This window comes from Psychrobacter nivimaris, assembly GCF_009812035.1.
Lineage (GTDB): Bacteria > Pseudomonadota > Gammaproteobacteria > Pseudomonadales > Moraxellaceae > Psychrobacter > Psychrobacter nivimaris.
Genome location: NZ_VZIZ01000026.1, coordinates 1 through 17,417, shown reverse-complemented (window position 1 = coordinate 17,417; position 17,417 = coordinate 1). Strand labels below are relative to the sequence as shown.

At 43.2% G+C, this 17,417-nt stretch carries 18 protein-coding genes; 10 read left to right on the top strand and 8 right to left on the bottom strand.

The annotated features are described in order from the left end of the window. Positions 1-31 precede the first annotated feature (31 nt). Complete coding sequence (locus tag FQV37_RS10555; RefSeq protein WP_160022893.1) at positions 32-760, bottom strand: SDR family oxidoreductase; 729 nt, start codon at positions 758-760, stop codon at positions 32-34. A 102-nt stretch (positions 761-862) separates the two neighbouring features. Here FQV37_RS10555 and FQV37_RS10550 point away from each other — a divergent pair, with 102 nt between their 5' ends. Both FQV37_RS10550 and FQV37_RS10545 read left to right on the top strand, forming a co-directional pair. Continuing rightward, on the top strand, positions 863-1,336 hold the full coding sequence (locus tag FQV37_RS10550; RefSeq protein WP_160022891.1) for a winged helix-turn-helix transcriptional regulator: 474 nt from the start codon (positions 863-865) through the stop codon (positions 1,334-1,336). Positions 1,337-1,415: 79 nt separating this feature from the next. After that, positions 1,416-1,604, top strand: a complete 189-nt coding sequence (locus FQV37_RS10545) for a zinc-binding dehydrogenase (protein WP_205962084.1) — start codon at positions 1,416-1,418, stop codon at positions 1,602-1,604. 145 nt (positions 1,605-1,749) lie between these two features. Here the strand turns inward: FQV37_RS10545 and FQV37_RS10540 are convergent, their stop codons facing one another. The 3 genes from FQV37_RS10540 to FQV37_RS10530 all read right to left on the bottom strand — a co-directional run bounded on the left by FQV37_RS10540 (position 1,750) and on the right by FQV37_RS10530 (position 4,366). Further along, positions 1,750-2,055, bottom strand: coding sequence for a putative quinol monooxygenase (locus tag FQV37_RS10540; protein WP_160022889.1), 306 nt, complete (start codon positions 2,053-2,055; stop codon positions 1,750-1,752). A 99-nt stretch (positions 2,056-2,154) separates the two neighbouring features. Further along, entirely contained in the window at positions 2,155-3,204 is a 1,050-nt protein-coding gene (locus FQV37_RS10535) for a zinc-binding alcohol dehydrogenase family protein (protein WP_057762481.1), read from the bottom strand. A 298-nt stretch (positions 3,205-3,502) separates the two neighbouring features. Then, entirely contained in the window at positions 3,503-4,366 is an 864-nt protein-coding gene (locus FQV37_RS10530; RefSeq protein ID WP_160022887.1) for an SDR family NAD(P)-dependent oxidoreductase, read from the bottom strand. Positions 4,367-4,593: 227 nt separating this feature from the next. Between FQV37_RS10530 and FQV37_RS10525 the strand changes: the two genes are divergently transcribed. Then, complete coding sequence (locus FQV37_RS10525; protein WP_160022885.1) at positions 4,594-4,866, top strand: type II toxin-antitoxin system HicB family antitoxin; 273 nt, start codon at positions 4,594-4,596, stop codon at positions 4,864-4,866. Positions 4,867-4,999: 133 nt separating this feature from the next. On the opposite strand, the gene FQV37_RS10520 is transcribed toward FQV37_RS10525, so the two are convergent. Then, the gene (locus FQV37_RS10520) at positions 5,000-6,181 is read right to left on the bottom strand and encodes an MFS transporter (RefSeq protein ID WP_160022883.1); all 1,182 of its coding nucleotides are present in this window, start codon (positions 6,179-6,181) and stop codon (positions 5,000-5,002) included. 265 nt (positions 6,182-6,446) lie between these two features. Here FQV37_RS10520 and FQV37_RS10515 point away from each other — a divergent pair, with 265 nt between their 5' ends. Continuing rightward, positions 6,447-7,826 carry an aminotransferase-like domain-containing protein gene (locus FQV37_RS10515; RefSeq protein ID WP_160022881.1) on the top strand — a complete coding sequence of 460 codons (1,380 nt, stop codon included), beginning with the start codon at positions 6,447-6,449 and terminating at the stop codon, positions 7,824-7,826. 247 nt (positions 7,827-8,073) lie between these two features. Continuing rightward, the gene (locus FQV37_RS10510; protein WP_160022879.1) at positions 8,074-9,057 is read left to right on the top strand and encodes an EamA family transporter; all 984 of its coding nucleotides are present in this window, start codon (positions 8,074-8,076) and stop codon (positions 9,055-9,057) included. A 51-nt stretch (positions 9,058-9,108) separates the two neighbouring features. On the opposite strand, the gene FQV37_RS10505 is transcribed toward FQV37_RS10510, so the two are convergent. The 3 genes from FQV37_RS10505 to FQV37_RS10495 all read right to left on the bottom strand — a co-directional run bounded on the left by FQV37_RS10505 (position 9,109) and on the right by FQV37_RS10495 (position 12,716). Beyond that, positions 9,109-10,236, bottom strand: a complete 1,128-nt coding sequence (locus FQV37_RS10505) for a M14 family metallopeptidase (RefSeq protein ID WP_160022877.1) — start codon at positions 10,234-10,236, stop codon at positions 9,109-9,111. A gap of 208 nt (positions 10,237-10,444) precedes the next feature. Beyond that, the gene (locus FQV37_RS10500; protein WP_160022945.1) at positions 10,445-11,992 is read right to left on the bottom strand and encodes an ATP-binding protein; all 1,548 of its coding nucleotides are present in this window, start codon (positions 11,990-11,992) and stop codon (positions 10,445-10,447) included. A gap of 1 nt (position 11,993) precedes the next feature. Further along, the gene (locus tag FQV37_RS10495) at positions 11,994-12,716 is read right to left on the bottom strand and encodes a heavy metal response regulator transcription factor (protein ID WP_160022875.1); all 723 of its coding nucleotides are present in this window, start codon (positions 12,714-12,716) and stop codon (positions 11,994-11,996) included. 195 nt (positions 12,717-12,911) lie between these two features. On the opposite strand from FQV37_RS10495, the gene FQV37_RS10490 reads away from it, so the two are divergent. The 5 genes from FQV37_RS10490 to FQV37_RS10470 all read left to right on the top strand — a co-directional run bounded on the left by FQV37_RS10490 (position 12,912) and on the right by FQV37_RS10470 (position 17,395). Further along, the gene (locus tag FQV37_RS10490; protein ID WP_160022873.1) at positions 12,912-13,190 is read left to right on the top strand and encodes a hypothetical protein; all 279 of its coding nucleotides are present in this window, start codon (positions 12,912-12,914) and stop codon (positions 13,188-13,190) included. A gap of 194 nt (positions 13,191-13,384) precedes the next feature. Next, complete coding sequence (locus FQV37_RS10485) at positions 13,385-13,978, top strand: c-type cytochrome (RefSeq protein WP_160022871.1); 594 nt, start codon at positions 13,385-13,387, stop codon at positions 13,976-13,978. A 162-nt stretch (positions 13,979-14,140) separates the two neighbouring features. Then, positions 14,141-14,794, top strand: coding sequence for a DUF411 domain-containing protein (locus FQV37_RS10480; protein ID WP_160022869.1), 654 nt, complete (start codon positions 14,141-14,143; stop codon positions 14,792-14,794). A gap of 119 nt (positions 14,795-14,913) precedes the next feature. After that, a complete protein-coding gene (locus tag FQV37_RS10475) occupies positions 14,914-16,614 on the top strand; it encodes a copper resistance system multicopper oxidase (RefSeq protein WP_160022867.1) in 1,701 nt (566 codons plus the stop codon). A 25-nt stretch (positions 16,615-16,639) separates the two neighbouring features. Next, positions 16,640-17,395, top strand: a complete 756-nt coding sequence (locus FQV37_RS10470; RefSeq protein ID WP_240991012.1) for a copper resistance protein B — start codon at positions 16,640-16,642, stop codon at positions 17,393-17,395. Positions 17,396-17,417: the final 22 nt, after the last annotated feature.

Sequence of the window (17,417 nt, the reverse complement as noted above, 5' to 3'; positions counted from 1 at the left end):
TAAAATTTTGACGGTTATTAACCAGATAAGATTAAAAAGTTTCCATCCATGGGCGTAAATCCAGCTCATGCGTCCAGCTATCTCTTGGCTGACAGTGCAGCTGCCAATACTGCTCAGCGATATGTTCTGGATTTAAAATACCGTCTTGGTCTTTTAGCTCATAGCGCTCAGGAAAGTTGTCACGAATAAAATCAGTATCAATGGCACCGTCAATGATAGGATGTGCGACATGGATGCCTTTAGGTCCCAACTCGCGCGCCATGCTTTGTGCCAATGCCCGCAGAGCAAACTTAGCGCTAGCAAAAGCTGAAAAACCTTTACTACCGCGTAAAGACGCTGTTGCACCCGTAAAAATAATTGTCCCCCTCTTACGTGGAATCATGACTTTTGCCGCTTCTCTACCTGTCAAAAATCCAGCCAAGGCGCCCATCTCCCACACTTTTCGATAGACCCTTTCTGTCGTATCTAAGATGGAGAAATGAACGTTTGCTCCGATGTTAAACACCACTACTTCAATCGGGCCAATGTCTTTTTCAATATGAGCAAACAGCTCAACCATCTCTTGCTCGACACGTGCATCACAACCAAATGGCTTGACTACTCCCCCAGCCGCTTCGATATCACTGACTAATGCCTCTAGCTTCTCAACAGTCCTTCTGGTCACGCACAAAGTAAAACCTTCTCGCGCAAAACGTCTGGCAACAGCACTGCCAGTGGCATCGCCTGCGCCGATTACAACTGCTACGGGTGCTCTGTTCATGTCTATTTCCTTATAGGTTCCTTTTTAGAACTAACAAAAACATAGCTTTATTTTTGGAACCTGTCAAGCTAACCTATGACTTAACGATAAAGGAGATAACCTATGCGCTGGGATGAACTGGACCAACAGTCTTGCTCGATAGCTCGCACTTTAGCAGTCATTGGTGATCGTTGGACGCTCATGATTTTACGTGATTGTTTTTTGGGAGTCAGACGATTCGACGTATTTGAGCAACGCTTAGGCATTACACGCCATGTCCTATCTAACCGTCTTCGCAAGCTGGTTGAATACGATATTTTAAAAAAAGTCGCCTATCAGCAGCGGCCGCTACGTGAGGAATATAGACTGACAGAGTGTGGATTAGATTTGCACTCTGTCGTACTGGCATTGGTCAGTTGGGGTGATAAACACATGGCTGATGAACGCGGGGCACCGCTGTTGCATAGACACAAGGCATGTGGTCACATTATGCATCCGGTGACAGTATGCTCCGAGTGCGCTGAAGCCGTTACCGCACGTGATATTGAGGTTGAAATAGGTCCCAAATGGATCGGTAATGATGAAGTAAGTATTTAACTTAGTAGCGGTTTATAAGCCATTAGAGCTAGATATCAGAACACTTTATTTAAAAGACTTAACCTTTTACGGTTGTACTGTGCTTCAGCCTAAAGTATTCCGAACCCTCGTTAACTGTATCGAACAACGTAAAATAAATCCAATCGTGGCGTGTACCTTTCCATTAAAAGAGATACATACTGCTCAAGCGATTTTCTTAGAAAAGAAACATGTCGGTAAAATCGTTTTGAACGTTGCTCAAGAACAATCATCGATCAATAGCAAATAAATAGCGTATAAATGGCTTTGAACATTTTATTTAAAGTCATTTATATCTAAATCAATAAACGCTGTTTTGAAACATGAAAGTCAATCTTATCAGTCATGGCTTTCAACCATTCATTTTATCGTCAGCAGCAGAATATAGATCAAACCTATGAGATAACTGTCATTTCAGTGACGACAAATTCATCGACCATCCCATCTGTTACTTGTACATAGTTTTGGAAATGCGGGCTTTGTACATGTTGCTGAAGACAATCGTTGTTTTCCCAAATCTCATAAACAACGAAACCGTTACTATTTGCATTTTCTTGATGTAAGTCATATTGGATACAACCTTGATCATCTTGTGATGCTGCTGTCAGTTTAAGCAGCTCAGTTTTCACTTGTTCAACGTGCTCAGGTTTGGCTTTGATAGTGGCGACGATGGTAAGTGGTTTGTTTGCTTGCGTGCTCATCTATTTATCCTATGTTTATTATTATCATTGATTTAAATAGGTCCAACGTGTCTGCTAAAAGCGTCACTTTGGACCTATTAATCTAAATGGCGTTATGCGTTATGCAGACCAGCCTTCTAATACAATCTTGCCATGCGCTTGCTGTTTTTCTAGCATTTGGTGCGCACTACGTAGATGTTCAGCGGTGATAGCCCCAAGATTGTGAGCGACCGTGGTTTTGATCTCGCCTGCATCAATCAATTTTGCCACTGCATTTAATAAATGATGCTGTTCAATCATGTCTGGCGTATTGAACATTGAGCGTGCAAACATAAACTCCCAATGCAGGCTTAAGCTTTTGGTTTTAAGAGGGTTGGCATCTAGTGATTTTGGATCATCAATCAGTCCAAGCTTACCCTGCGGCTTTAAGCATTTAATGATTTCTTCATAATGATCTTCAGTGTTATTGAGACTCACCACGTAATCTACTTCAGCAATACCTGTTTTTTGTAGTTCATCAGACAATGGGTTGCGGTGATTGATAACATGATCAGCACCCAAATCTTTGAGCCACTGCACGCTCTCATCTCTCGAAGCCGTACCAATAATCGTGGCAGACGTTCTTGTCTTTAATAACTGAGTTAAGATAGATCCAACACCGCCCGCTGCGCCAATGACCAATACTGAGACGTTATTAGCATCCTCGCTACTATCGCTGTCATTCGCTGCGCTATCAGAGACAGGCACTTGTAAACGGTCAAATAACATCTCCCAAGCTGTAATCGTCGTGAGTGGTAATGCCGCTGCCTCAGCGAAAGATAAAGAGGCTGGCATGTGTCCAACGATACGCTCATCGACCAACTGATATTCAGCATTGCTGCCTGAACGGGTCAAATCTCCAGCATAATAGACGTTGTCGCCTACTGAGAATAAACTGACGTCTTCACCGACAGCCGTCACAGTACCGGCAGCATCCCAACCAATAACAGCATACTCACCCTCTGCGGCAGGACGCCCTTCACGGATTTTGTAATCTACTGGATTGACTGATATGGCTTTTACTTCTACGAGAATATCGCGGCCTGAAGCAATTGGCTTATCAAGGGTGATGTCTTGTAGCGATTGTTCATTATCAATAGGTAGATTATTTTGATAACCAATGGCTTTAATAGTTTGCATAATATTGTATCCTGTTTTTAATGAAAAATTTTTTAATAATAAAATTTGAAAATATAGTTAGGGCGTGTCTTCAATTCACTCGATAGTTATCTAAATGGGCTAAAAATAGCTAAATTTTGCCAAACATCGTCAAATCGCTGGTTAATATCCCGATATTATCTGCACTATTTTCCTCGTTTGACGGCAACTTATCTCATTTTTATCACCATTTTTGAAATGAAGACACGCCCTAGTAATGGTTTAATTGTTCGAAATTTATTAATGCTGCTAAATATAAGTCTTATGCACCTTATGCAAAAATTGACTGTAATACTGTTTGAGTATGCTGCTCAAGCTCTGCAATGGCTGCTTGGTTTAGAGCATCAGCATGTGGTCGACCAAATGCCCCTCTTGCATCGCCATGTGTGCCATCTGTTATATCGTTATCAAAGTATTTACCAGTATCATCAGCGAACTCATCCGAGATGGCCAACTCCGTTAGGATATTTGCGCCCTTGTCCGCTGATGACCAATATTGACCATACGCCTCATCGACCATTTTTGTGTTCAGCAGCGAGCCTGGATTGACGGCGATGACGTTGATATCGTTGCTAACGACTGTGTCAGCTAATGCCATACTCCACATGGTTAATGCCAGCTTACTTTGGGCATAAGCATCTTTATCATCGAGGCGGGTTTGACCTGCAAGTGCTTGATAAGATATTGACGCTTGCGCAGCTGAGCTTAAGTTCACAATACGCGCTTTATCAGACTGCTTGAGCAAAGGCAACAAAGCATTGGTCAGCTCATAAGGCGCTAGGTAATTGACTACGAAACGTACATCCAAACCGTCTTTAGTCATTGCTGATGCTGTGGTATAAATCCCTGCGTTATTCATGAGCACATCAAGCTTGGGCAGTTTTTCATTGACGTCTGCTGCCATCTTTAGCACATCCGTTAAATCAGAAAAATCAGCCACAAACCCATCAATATTATCTACTGCTGCGCCTGTCGCGACTGCTTGAACCTCTGCAATGACGCTGGCAAGTTTGTCAGCATCGCGGCCATGCAAGTACACTCGGTGCCCAGCTTCTGCCAGTTTTAGCGCTGCCAATTTGCCAATGCCATCTGTGCTGCCGGTGATTAAGATTGTTTTAGTGATATTCAGAGTCATAAACCGCCCTTATTGTTTGAATTATTGTTTCAGTTTTGGATACCTGTTCTATTTTATCCATCGTGATAGCGCCTATTGTAATGAAAGTGTTGTGGGTCAAACAGTAGCCATCACCTGAAACACTTTCAATATAATTTTGAAAGTGAGTTATGTTTAAGGGGTTATGTAGAGCATTATCTAAACAATTTCAAGTTATACTTAGGTTCAAACTTCATGAGGAATGTTAAATGCAGTATCCCATAGCAATTACACCAAGTAATGAAACAACAGCTTATGGCATATTTATCCCAGACATAGTGGGTTGCTATTCAGCCAGCGATGAACGTGCAGATATCTCTAATAATGCTAAAGAAGCGATTATGCTCCATCTAAAAGGATTAATAGAAGATGGCGAAGCCATTCCTCTACCTACCGATAGTACTAGACATAAAGATAATCCAGATTTTGAAGGAATGGATTGGGCAGTAGTAGATATTCAGATACATGAGCTTTATGAATGACATCAAAGAACCACTCATGCCTTTCAGATATAATAAATGAACTAAAACAATTCATATAACAAAACGGACAAGTAATATAATCATGAAAAAAATGAAAAGATAATGAATAGAAAACTGCATTATCAATCTTATTTTAAGACACGCTATGCAAATTGGCGTTCGAATGACGTCCAGTTCTCAATATAGGCTGGCTAGCAAATAAGACAATCACACCAACTAATGAAAACACACCAAAGGCGTAGAACGCAGTAGCAGCACCATACCGATCCACAATCAAACCAGTAAAGATGACGGGTACACTAAGCCCTATATATGCCATCAGAAAATAGCCTGCACTTGCACGTGCCTGCTCATTTCCAGCAGATTTTGCGACTCCTAACATACCGCCCAAATAGACGAAACCATAGCAACTAGTACTGGCCAAAAATGCCGCCAAAAGAATGACTGGTAGATTGGCATTCAACGTCCCCCAAGCTAATAAAGCATAAGCTGGTAGTAAGATCAGAAGACCAAGCTTGCTTGAAACTTGAGGGTCAAGTTTTTGGGCGATTGGCTGAACGATCAATCCACAACTGATGGCTAACATAGAGGATATCCCTGCATATTTAGCGAGTCCATGCGTGGCCAGCACTGAGGGAATAACTGATAATACCAATCCGGTCGTCGCCCAACAAATCAAAATACCGCTACCATACCAGATGACCTCACGGTTAAAATAAGGTCGCCGTAGCATAGATGAGGGCAAATTAGTGCGTTTAGGTGCTGTCTCTGGTAATTGATATAACAAAAACATAGCGAACAGCCCGCTCGCTAGCAGTAAGAAAAAACTGGCTGGCTGATTGGTTTCATAAAACATCAAAGAAACTGTCGTCAATACAGGACCAAGACCAAAACCTATCGTCGTACTGGCCGTTACCCACGCTGTCGCACGCATCGTATCTGTTGAGCCGAGCAGCTCAATCATATAGGCAGTCGCCGTAGCAGCCATCAGAGCAGTTCCCACACCCAGTACGAATCGTGCTACTGCTAACGCGCGCGTGTACGGATAAAACAACATAAGAGCCGTCGCTGCTATCGATAGGGTTAGAGAGATTAAAATCACCTTGCGCCGTCCAATTCGATCAGACAATCCACCAAAAGCCAACAATACAGGTATGACACCCAACACATAAAAAGAAAACGCTATCGTGGTTGCTAGTACACCATAGCCATCATTGTGTGCATAGACGGCATAAAGTGGGCCTTGGATATTGACACTTGTCGTTATCACGCATAAGGCAAAGGCCAGATATTTATTATATTTTTTAGTGGTCATATATCGCTGCTTTTTGAATAATAATCGTTGAATTGACTGAGGTTAGTGTGATTCACAGTAGAATGACACCTACCTCTACATCGTTTACGTTCAATGATTAAAACAAAAGCACAGTAGGTTATCTATATACAATACAGTACAATTAGACAGAACTGTTTGGTCTATAAAACCCATACAGTTGGGATATCCTACCCATATATCGTCATGGCTGTAACCTTGAGATAAGACCTTCATAAAAGCCGCCTTACCAAAAATTGTAAAAAATATGAATCAGAAGCTAACACGCATCGAAGTTGTCATGGCTGACGTAAAAGAGAAAATAGCAACTGTTATCTATATGCCAGAGTCGCGACTACCCTCCGTCCGTGCCGCTGCCAAAGATTATGGGTTCTCGCCATCGACCGTGGTTGAAGCCTACGAACGCCTACAAACCGAGGGCATTATTTACTCCCGCCCTGGTGCAGGGTTCTATGTGGCAGAGACGACAGCGCCGCTATCATTGACAGATATAGCACCAAAAATTGATCGAGTGGTAGATCCATTGTGGGTGTCACGGCAGTCGCTGGAGCCACCCGATGGTGCGCTAAAGCCAGGCTGTGGGTGGTTACCAGCGGACTGGCTGTTTGAGGCCGGTATACGCCGTGGTCTGCGAAATGTAGCAAAAGCTGACGCGTCCATTATCAGTGAGTATGCAACGCCGCTAGGGCTGTTAGCATTGCGCCAATTACTCACGCGGCGTATGGCAGGATTGAGTATCAATGCAGAACCGTCACAGATAATACTGACGGATTCGGGCACTCAAGCGATAGATTTGATTTTTCGATTTTTGCTGACGCCAGGTGATACGGTCGTCGTCGATGATCCGTGCTACTTTAACTTTCGAGCACAGCTGCTTGCCCATCGGGTCAAAGTAGTTGGCGTCCCTTATACGCCAAATGGGCCAGATGTAGAGGCCTTTGCAGCGATTTTAGATGAGCATAAGCCGCGCCTGTACATCACCAATGCTGCCATTCACAATCCTACTGGTGCCACGTTATCACCTGCTACGGCATACCGTGTATTACAATTGGCTCAGGCGGCTGGCTTGTACATTATAGAAGACGATATTTTTGCAGATTTTGAAGTCAAGCCTGCAGCGAGATTGGCGGCTTTGGATGGGTTGTCACGAGTATTCTATATCGGCAGTTTTTCTAAAACGTTATCCGCATCCCTACGCTGTGGTTATATCGCAGCGCCTACAGAATGGGTCGAGAGCTTGGTAGATTTAAAGATAGCGACTGGCTTTGGTGGCAGTCAGTTAGCAGCAGCGGTTGTGTTCTCAGCGTTGACTGATAGCGGCTACCGTAAGCATATGAATGATATCCATACTCGGCTGGCAAGCGCGCGTACTCATACGCTACCACGATTGGCTAAATTAGGCATCGTACCGTGGCTGCTCCCACAAGCAGGTATGTTCCTATGGTGCCGATTACCTAAGAATAATAATGCGACCGAATTGGCCAATCGCTGTTTATCCAAAGGTGTGGTATTGGCGCCGGGCAATGTTTTTAGCCAATCGGACAATGCTGAGAACTTTATGCGGTTCAATGTAGCACAGATGAATCATTCAAAAGTTTTCGAGGTATTGGCTCAATCGTTAGACTGACCAATCAGAAATTTATATATTCATTCCACTATTATAAAAGTATTACAGCGTTAACCTCGCTTGAAGTATCAAATGTACATCTATACTCGGTTGCCTTGTACTACTTTTAAATTGAATCGACTATAGTGCTAGTACCGTCCTATTATATAGTGACCTTTCGACTATAACTCTAAGTCTAAATATCAGCCAAACACAATCAAATCTAATCACTTCCGACAACGGATAATAACCCTCTAGGATAGCTCATATGTCCCCTATATATACTGCATTGGCTGTACTGGTTACCTTTATCTGGGGCGTAAATTTTACTTTTATTGCGTGGGGTCTTGAGAGCTTTCCGCCACTGATGCTTACCGCCCTGCGTTTTTTCTTTACTGCTGTGCCACTGGTTTTGTTTCTAAAGCCGCCTAAATTCAACCGTACCCTGTTTATTTATGCCATCGGTACATTTGTCATGCAGTATGCCTTTGTCTTTACAGCGATGCATCTGGGTTCATCCCCGGGGCTGACGGCACTACTGCTACAAATTCAGATTTTTATCACGGTATTGCTAGCGTACTTTATATTGGGCGAAGCAGTCAGCCGTATGCAAATCGTCGGTATGTTGGTCGGTGTACTAGGACTCAGCGTGATTGCGTTAAACCTTGGCGGTGATATGCCTTTGGCAGGGTTCATCTGTATTTTGATTGCGGCCATCGGTTGGAGCTTTGGTAATATTGCCTCCAAGCAAGCCTCCAAGCAAGCATCAAAACAGGCCTCAGAAAAAGCTACCCTACAAGAGACGCAGCAAGGAACAAGGGTATCTGTTGCTACATCTAGCACTGGAAAAAATAAAGCCTCTGCTCTGTCTGCGCTAGCGCTGGTCGTCTGGGGCGGTCTCATTGCTTGCGTGATGTTGACGATATCTTCTCTTACATTTGAGACTGATACATGGCAGCTAGCGACGTTTACTGAAGCTTCACTCAAGTCTTGGCTCTCACTTGGATTTATCGTCTATATCTCAACCTTAATTGGCTTTGGTCTATGGGCACACTTACTCAGTCAAAATACCGCCTCCAAGGTTATGCCGTTTGCACTATTGGTACCCGTATTCGGTATGGTGACCTCAGTACTACTCACAGGAGAAGTAGTGACGTGGTGGAAGATGCTGGCCATGATGTTGATTTTGTCAGGACTGTTATTGGCAAATGTGAAGATAAAAATTAAAAAAGCTGCTAACGATGACCACTAAGACACTCGGCCATCATTAGCAGCTTTTTATTTTCTGCAGCTTTTTTTATCGTTATCTTAAGTCATCCACGACAGCTAGCATTGCTACCAGTGATGCTTCGCCTAATTTGATAGAACGCTCCGGTGACCAACCCATCTCTTCATCGGGCAGATTATCATTGTCTTTAAATGGCATCTCTAACGTATTAGCGAGGCAATCAAAACGCTCTGCTACCCAATTGGTGGCAACGGTCATATTGGCAGCACCCGGCGCATCAATCTCATAGCCAATCTCAGACTGAAAATCAGCACTGGCTAACTTTAATACCTCTGAAAATCTATCACGCAGACTAGCAAGACGATCACTATAGCTTGGTGTCCCTTGTGACCCGGCGAGGAATACGTACGGCAATGCTTCATCGCCATGCACATCATAAAATAGATCCACGCCCGTCGCTTCCATTTTGTTAATCACATGAAGTACTTCAGGGCTTTTGTCTAAGCTTGGACTTTGCCACTCACGGTTTAGATTGGTTCCGGCAGCGTTAGTACGCAAGTGACCACGTACACTGCCATCAGGGTTCATATTAGGAACAATATAAAAATTGGCCTTGTCTAACAACTGTTTGCCAGTCGCATTATCGCTATCTAACAAGCTATACAACAAACCTTCAATGAGCCATTCAGCCATCGTCTCACCTGGATGCTGACGAGCAGTAATCCATATATTACGCTTACTAGCATCTCCATCCCCGATTTTGACTAGAGTCAAGTCACGTTTATCAAGCGTTTCGCCCAAATGCTCTAACGTCACTAGCGGATGCACTTGCACTGCGGCCAATAAATCTTGATGACGCTCATAGCTATAAGGCGCAAAATAAGCAATCTGAATGGTTTCGCATTCTAACTCTGCCACGATGGTCAACTTGCCATCTTTATAAGACGTTGGCAGACGGAACCAATGCTGACGATCATAAGAAGCCACCGCTTGGTAGTTCTCCCAACCTTCTAGATAAGACGCCTCTCCTGCATTCAAAATGTTGAGAACATACTGCTCCCCTATTTGACCTGACAGACGAAAGTTAAACCACTGAAAGAACTCGCCACCAACATCTGGGCGAATCGCTAATTGAATGTCTTTTTTGTCATCTGCATTAATAATGTCGATGTTGCCTGCATCAAAATTAGCCGTGATATGCATAGTCATTCCCTAATTGGTTTTTATGATTGTGTTTTAAGTATTATGTTCGTTATCGACTTACTATTTTACCTATTGCCTTTTAATAATCTCTAGCTTTATATTGGGCATTAGACATACATTTACTTGGTCATTACCAGCTCGTTTTCAAGGCAATCACTTGCCGAATTTATCCATTCAGATTGAATATCTATCGTTGACTACTAAAAGATTAAACGTCCTCCAATAACTCGACACTCACTTGAAAGCAATCATCGTCTTTTATAGTAATACTGACGTTACCGTTATGCGCCCCAACGACAGACTGTACGATAGATAGACCCAAACCTGTTCCTGTATGGCGATCTATTGTTTTGTGATGTCGATAGAAGCGCTCAAACAACTTATCTGCCTCACTTTGTGTCAATGGCTCATCTAATCGGTTGGTGATGGTCATTCGTAAAATAGCTTGTTTTGATTGTTGAAGACTGCTTATTGTTGTGCCCACCATCTCATTTGAGTTTATTCTATCTGCCCTAATGGTTATAACGCTATCTTGAGCAGCATAATAAATCGCATTCGATATCAGATTAGCAAAGAGCCTTTGTAATAAACTTTTGTCTCCTAAGACAGCGCTGAACTCACCTTTGGTTTCAATAGCGATACCTCGGTCTTCTGCAATCATTTCGTAGTAATCAACGAGCTTGGTGATTAAACTTTCCGTATCCACGTGACTGATTTGCGAGTCACTCAATCCTTTTTGGGTTTTTGCCAGCAGCAGCATATTATTTATCATGGCCGACAGCTGCTCTAACGTGTCATGCTGATGATGTAGCTGCTCAATGTATTCATCGCCCGCTCTTGGTTTATTTAACATGACTTGCGTTTGCGTGCTGAGTGTCGCTATTGGAGTGCGCAGCTCATGGGCAATATTGTCTGAAAACCGTGACAATGATTCAAAATTACTTTCAAGCTTGGCCATCATTGAGTTGTAAGATTCTGCTAGTGGTCGCAGCTCTAACGGCATATCACTGACCGTGACTCTATCATCCAATCTATCAGGATTCATTGTTTTCATTTTTTGGACGATGGTCGCCAAAGGGGCAAAACCCCAGTACACACCCAACGCCGCTACTGAGACGAGCAACAAGGTAATCGCGAACAAAATCATACTAAGCTGACGATTGAACTGTAATAAATACTGATGATGCACATCTATAGGCAATGCGATAAGCGCGAGCATTTTGTCGTCTTCAATGACCATTGCTCGATAGTATCGGCTGTTGATATTCATCACAAACTGTTGCTTATCATTATCTTGTTTCAGTGATAATAGGTTAAACCCTGCCCCTAGCTCTTGAGCAAAGTTATTGGGGGTACTAGACAGTATCTGCCCTTCTTTATTAGCGATAATGGTTTTTAGATCGTAATCTAGCCAAGAAGAATGCTGATGATCAGTTTCATCTGATATCGCTGCGGTAGAAGTATCTCCATCAGGCATTACGTCAGGTGCCGCTCTTAGCGGCTGTTGACTATTCAATGGATTTTGAGAGGTATGTAGGGTTTGGGAAGTTATAGGGCTACTAGGTTCTATCACTCGCTTACGTAGGTTAAAAGCCGCATGGGTCATAATCTCAGCGTCCATTTGCTCGAAATGGCCTTTAACAGAACGCTGTATCCATATATAAATAATAACCTGCGATATAACAACAAATATCGTGAGCAATAGCACAGTACGCCATAATAGTGGTAAACGCCGATTATCAAACCTATATTTCATATTAGACATTGCCAGCTTCGTGAGATGGATTACTATCAAGCGCTGTATCGACAGCTTCCAACCGATAGCCCATCCCGCGCACCGTATGAATCAGCTTTGCGTCATGATCATCGTCTATTTTTATACGAAGACGCCTTATCGCCACATCAATCACATTGGTATCATTTTCAAAGTTCATATCCCATACTTGGGAGGCGATGATTGAGCGTGGAAGCACTTCACCGCGGCGCTCTAATAAAAACTGTAGTAAGGAAAACTCTTTTGCCGTGAGCTTAATAGGCTTATCTCCTCTATGCACCGTGCGCTTGCCAATATCCATCTTGAGATCCGCTATTTGCATAATCGTACTTTGATAGTCGGCTTGATTGGCACGTCGTAATAAGCTTTTCATCCTGACGATCAATTCTGCAAAGGCAAAAGGTTTGGTCAAATAATCATCACCACCAATCTCAATCCCTTTTATCTTGTCACTCAAGTCATCTTTTGCGGTTAGAAATAACACAGGTGTATGCTTGCCAGCCGCTCGGTAATTACGCACCAGCTCAAAACCACTAACATCAGGTAGCATCACATCCATCAATATCACGCTAAACTCTTCCGTCATCAATGCATGATAGCCATCTAATCCTGTTAGCTGATGATCCACGATAAACCCAGCTTCGGTCAAGCCCTTTTTTATATATTCGCCAAGTTTCAACTCATCTTCTACCAGCAGTACTTTCATAATAGCTTTCCATATACCTTTCACGCTTACCTAGCATAGTAAAGCATAACCCCACTTTGAACATAAAAAAACCTCAAGATGACAGAATTGTAATCTTACCGTCATCTCTATGTCAGAATCACTAAAGTATGCTTTAAAGTAACTTAATATCTTAAAGTCTTTTCGACTACATACCAAATCAAATAAGGATTTACCATGTCACTATTCAAATCAATGCCACTGTCTAAATCAATCGTAGCAACTGCTATAGCCTTAGTTGTTTCAACCTCTGCTTTGGCGCACGACCCAAAAATGCATGCTGAAAAAGACCAAATGAACTGTGAGAAGATGCAAAAGCATATGCAGATGATGCAAAAAATGGATCATAGCAGAATGGATATGAATGATCCTGCTATGAAAGCCATGATGGCTAACATGAGCAAAATGAAAGCGATGTACCAAAAGCACTGTGTGAGCAGCGATAGCGACTCTTAAATATCAATTTATAAGTTCAATACTATAGTCAGTTCAATATAATTTCGATACAAGGAAACCGAGTGCAAGTTATACATTAGTATGCTTAGCGAGGATGACGCTGTAGCGGATTTATATAGACTTGACTATATTGTCAGAGAAGCTGATCAAGCAGTAATGGAATATTAAATAAAATGGATTTTTAGGACAAACCTATGAAGTTTTTATTAGGAATACTTTTTACTGTATTTGTTGCTATTGTGGGTATTTTTATTACGGTGACTAGTGGTGTGATAAATATCGGCGCTGATCAAGCTCATAGTCCGCTGGTTTACGATTTTTTAGAAACTGCCCGCACACGCTCGATTGAACATGCCAGCAAGAATATTTTAGTTCCAGACTTAGAAAAGGCAGAGATGATCAGTTCAGGTGGGGCTGATTACAAAGACATGTGCGCAGGCTGTCATTTATCACCTGGTGTCACAAGTACCGATCTGAGCAGTGGTCTTCATCCAAAACCGCCGAATTTTACTAAAGCAAATATTGTTAAACGTTATCAGAGCGAGGCTGGTGCCAGACAAAGCTTTTGGGCGATTAAACATGGCATTATGGCATCTGGCATGCCCGCTTGGGGCGCTACTCACGATGATGACAGGATATGGGCGATGGTCGCTTTTATTAGATCGCTACCTAACCTAAATGAAAACCAGTACACCATGCTAACGACTCGGTTAGACGATAGTATGTTGGATATGTCATTTGATGGTGAGATGGATATGTCAGGTGATGGATCCGAAATGCAACATTGATTTTTTGTACAAAATGCAGTGCTCAATAGTGCTGCTTTTTGCGATTTGAGTTTTGAGTTTTAAGCTTTGCTAGCACTATTTTGTCCAGTGATATTTTATCCAGTAATGTGGCTCTAATTTTTATAATATTTAATCGTCAGACAGACGCTCGGGAGTAGTTTTATGAGACGCTATACTAATAGATTTATTAATGAACATAATCTGATATCTGGCCGTGTGCTCTCGGCGATCGTGGTATTGCCATTATCGTTAACGATTGCCGCTTGTAGTCAACCTAATTCCGCTGCTGCTGACTCAACACCAGCGACTGAGCCAACTGTTGCTACGCAAAACGTGCAAACTACGCACACGGAGCAGCCAACAGCTGAAATAATGCCAGTCAGCGCTCCTTCAGATACCCAATCAACTATCCTAAAAAACATCTCAGCCACCGTCTATAAAGATGCCAATTGTGGCTGCTGTAAAGAATGGGTCGGTTATGCCGAAGGTCATGGTCTAAACGCAACTGCACAGAATGTCGAAGACGTGTCCTTGTTTAAAGAGCGATACAGCGTACCGCAGCAAATGCGCTCTTGCCATACCACCGTCACTACTGATGGCTACGTATTTGAAGGTCATGTCCCTGCTAAGTATATGGCGCAGTTCCTAAAAAACCCACCAAGTGATGCGATCGGACTTGCTGTACCGAGCATGCCAGTCGGTAGCCCAGGTATGGAATACCAAGATAAATTTATGTCGTATAAAGTGATGCAGCTTAACAAAGATGGCTCAACAGCTATTTATGCAATTATTGACACACCGCAGCAGCAAATCTAGCTTGGTTGTCGTTTAAATAGCTTATTCAGCTCTGTTAATAAGCGGCCAAAGACATAGGCTTGGCTGATAAACATATAGACTCAACTCTCACTTTATGGATATAAATCAGGTGAATAATTATGAACAAAACTATGCTTAACCGCAGGCGTTTTTTGACAGGATCTTCTACCTTGTTAGGGGCATCCATGCTGTCCACCCTACCGTCTATTGCCAATAGTGCGCTCGGTAAAGGCCAGCAGAATGTAGCCGTCAACAGTGATAAATCTGACCATATCGTACCTATCCTAACTGGGAATGAGTTTGACCTGTATGTCAGCAAGAAGCTCGTTACTGTCAATGGCAAGTCGAGTATGGCAACACTGATTAATGACTCGCTACCAGCACCAACGCTAAAGATGCGTGAAGGCGATACCGTAACTATCCGTGTTCATAACCAGATGAATGAGTCAACCTCTATTCATTGGCATGGCTTGCTGGTACCTTTTGAGATGGATGGGGTGCCAGGTATCAGTTTCGATGGTATTCCCGCGAACAGCACCTTTACCTATAAATTCAAACTTAAACAATCAGGCACCTATTGGTATCACTCACACAGTGGCTTTCAAGAGCAAACCGGTATGCTTGGTGCTATCGTCATTGAACCCAAAGGCCGTGAGCGTCATCCTATCGAGGAAGACCATGTAATCGTGCTGAGTGATTGGACGCACCGCGATCCGCACAATCTCTTGAAATTGCTCAAACAGCGCGCTGACTTTGATAATTATCATCTGCCAGACTTCAAAAAACTATTGTCTGATATCGCCGCAACAGATTTAGAAGCCGCTTATGACAAGCGCAAAATGTGGAATCAGATGCGCATGATGCCGACGGATTTCACCGATCTGTCTGGCGAAAAGACCTTTACCTATCTGATGAATGGTAAGACCACAGCGGCTAATTGGACACAGCTAGTAAAAGCAGGACAGCCCGTTAAATTACGCTTTATCAATGCTTCAGCACAGACGATATTCGATGTGCGTATACCGGGTCTCAAGATGACTGTGGTAGCAACAGATGGTATTGATGTCGCACCCGTTGCGATTGATGATTTCCGCATTGGCGTGGCTGAGACTTATGATGTCATCGTCACGCCTACTCAAGATGCACATACGATATTTGCCCAAAACATCGATCGTTCAGGCTATGTTGCGACCACGCTTGCGACCAAAAAAGGTGCGCGAGCTGCAATACCTGCTATGGATAAGATTGAATGGCTAACCATGGCCGATATGATGGGTGCGATGGGTGCTGATGGTTATAAAGCAAAGCACGCAAAAACAGAATACGATTTTAAGAGTGACATGCGTGTCGACAGTCCACGTATGAACCTCGATGATCCCGGTATTAACCTGCGTAATATTAATCGTGACGTGCTGAATTATAGTCAGCTGCGCTCTGTCGATGAGGCCATATTTGCAGAGCAGCGCAAGCCTACTAGAGAGATTGAGCTACATTTAACGGGTAACATGGAGCGCTATATTTGGGCGTTGGATGGTGTCATGTTTAAGGATGCAACGCCTGTCAATATTAAGCCAAACGAGCGTGTGCGTATTACCTTAGTCAATGACACGATGATGAACCATCCGATGCACCTGCATGGTATGTGGAGTGACTTGCGCACGCCATCTGGAGACTTTCAAGTACGTAAACATACGATTGTGGTGCAGCCAGCGCAAAAGATTAGCTTCGATGTGACGGGAGAAGTTGGACGATGGGCATGGCACTGTCATCTGCTGTATCACATGGAAGCCGGCATGTTCAGAGAAGTTGCCGTCGTTTAACAAACCTTCGAATATGAGGCTTATTATGAAAATATCTAAGAAAAATCTGTCATTCATTGGTTTGTCATCGCTAGTCTTGCTCACATCATCGTTTGCAACGGCTGCTGATATGTCTGGTATGGATCATAGCGGCATGGATATGTCAGGTGGTATGTCTGATATGGATCACAGTGGCATGGATCATGGCAGTATGGATATGTCGGGCATGCAAGGTGGGCAGCCACCAGCTGATGCTCGCAGTCCAGACTATTCAAATGGGGTTCCATACGGGCAGTATGGTAAGCCAATGATGATGGGCAGCATGCCATTATGGGGAGTCTCAGTAGACGACTTGGGCTATCAGTTTGATGAAGACCAAATCAACTTTGAGGCGACGGGTTGGTATGGTACTGATAGCAATCGTATAAGACTACGCACGGAAGGTAGTGCTCAGACTAAAGATGATAAAGAAATCGATAGCTTGAGCTCCCTTGCCTATTGGAAACCACTAAGTATTTTTTGGAATGGTGAAGCTGGTGTCGCTTACGATACTGAAAACGACAACGCTGCCGTAATGGCAGGTATTGTCGGTACCGCGCCTTATTTTATCGAAACGGATGCGAGAGCCTACTTATATACCGATGGTCAGCTTCGTCTTGATTTGGGCGCAGAGTACGAATGGCGTTTAGACCAGCATTGGGTTGTCATACCAGAGGTGGGATTGACAGCCTTTAGTAAAGATGACCATGATAATGACATTACCATGAACCGCCCCGGGATTGTCGGAGACCTAATATTCTGAGAGAATACGACAATGAAAACAC

Coding starts and splice junctions, on each gene's coding strand:
- FQV37_RS10555 (WP_160022893.1), bottom strand. CDS start 760: ATGAACAGAGCACCCGTAGCAGTTGTAATCGGCGCAGGCGATGCCACT.
- FQV37_RS10550 (WP_160022891.1), top strand. CDS start 863: ATGCGCTGGGATGAACTGGACCAACAGTCTTGCTCGATAGCTCGCACT.
- FQV37_RS10540 (WP_160022889.1), bottom strand. CDS start 2,055: ATGAGCACGCAAGCAAACAAACCACTTACCATCGTCGCCACTATCAAA.
- FQV37_RS10530 (WP_160022887.1), bottom strand. CDS start 4,366: ATGACTCTGAATATCACTAAAACAATCTTAATCACCGGCAGCACAGAT.
- FQV37_RS10525 (WP_160022885.1), top strand. CDS start 4,594: ATGCAGTATCCCATAGCAATTACACCAAGTAATGAAACAACAGCTTAT.
- FQV37_RS10520 (WP_160022883.1), bottom strand. CDS start 6,181: ATGACCACTAAAAAATATAATAAATATCTGGCCTTTGCCTTATGCGTG.
- FQV37_RS10515 (WP_160022881.1), top strand. CDS start 6,447: ATGAATCAGAAGCTAACACGCATCGAAGTTGTCATGGCTGACGTAAAA.
- FQV37_RS10510 (WP_160022879.1), top strand. CDS start 8,074: ATGTCCCCTATATATACTGCATTGGCTGTACTGGTTACCTTTATCTGG.
- FQV37_RS10505 (WP_160022877.1), bottom strand. CDS start 10,236: ATGCATATCACGGCTAATTTTGATGCAGGCAACATCGACATTATTAAT.
- FQV37_RS10500 (WP_160022945.1), bottom strand. CDS start 11,992: ATGAAATATAGGTTTGATAATCGGCGTTTACCACTATTATGGCGTACT.
- FQV37_RS10495 (WP_160022875.1), bottom strand. CDS start 12,716: ATGAAAGTACTGCTGGTAGAAGATGAGTTGAAACTTGGCGAATATATA.
- FQV37_RS10490 (WP_160022873.1), top strand. CDS start 12,912: ATGTCACTATTCAAATCAATGCCACTGTCTAAATCAATCGTAGCAACT.
- FQV37_RS10485 (WP_160022871.1), top strand. CDS start 13,385: ATGAAGTTTTTATTAGGAATACTTTTTACTGTATTTGTTGCTATTGTG.
- FQV37_RS10480 (WP_160022869.1), top strand. CDS start 14,141: ATGAGACGCTATACTAATAGATTTATTAATGAACATAATCTGATATCT.
- FQV37_RS10475 (WP_160022867.1), top strand. CDS start 14,914: ATGAACAAAACTATGCTTAACCGCAGGCGTTTTTTGACAGGATCTTCT.
- FQV37_RS10470 (WP_240991012.1), top strand. CDS start 16,640: ATGAAAATATCTAAGAAAAATCTGTCATTCATTGGTTTGTCATCGCTA.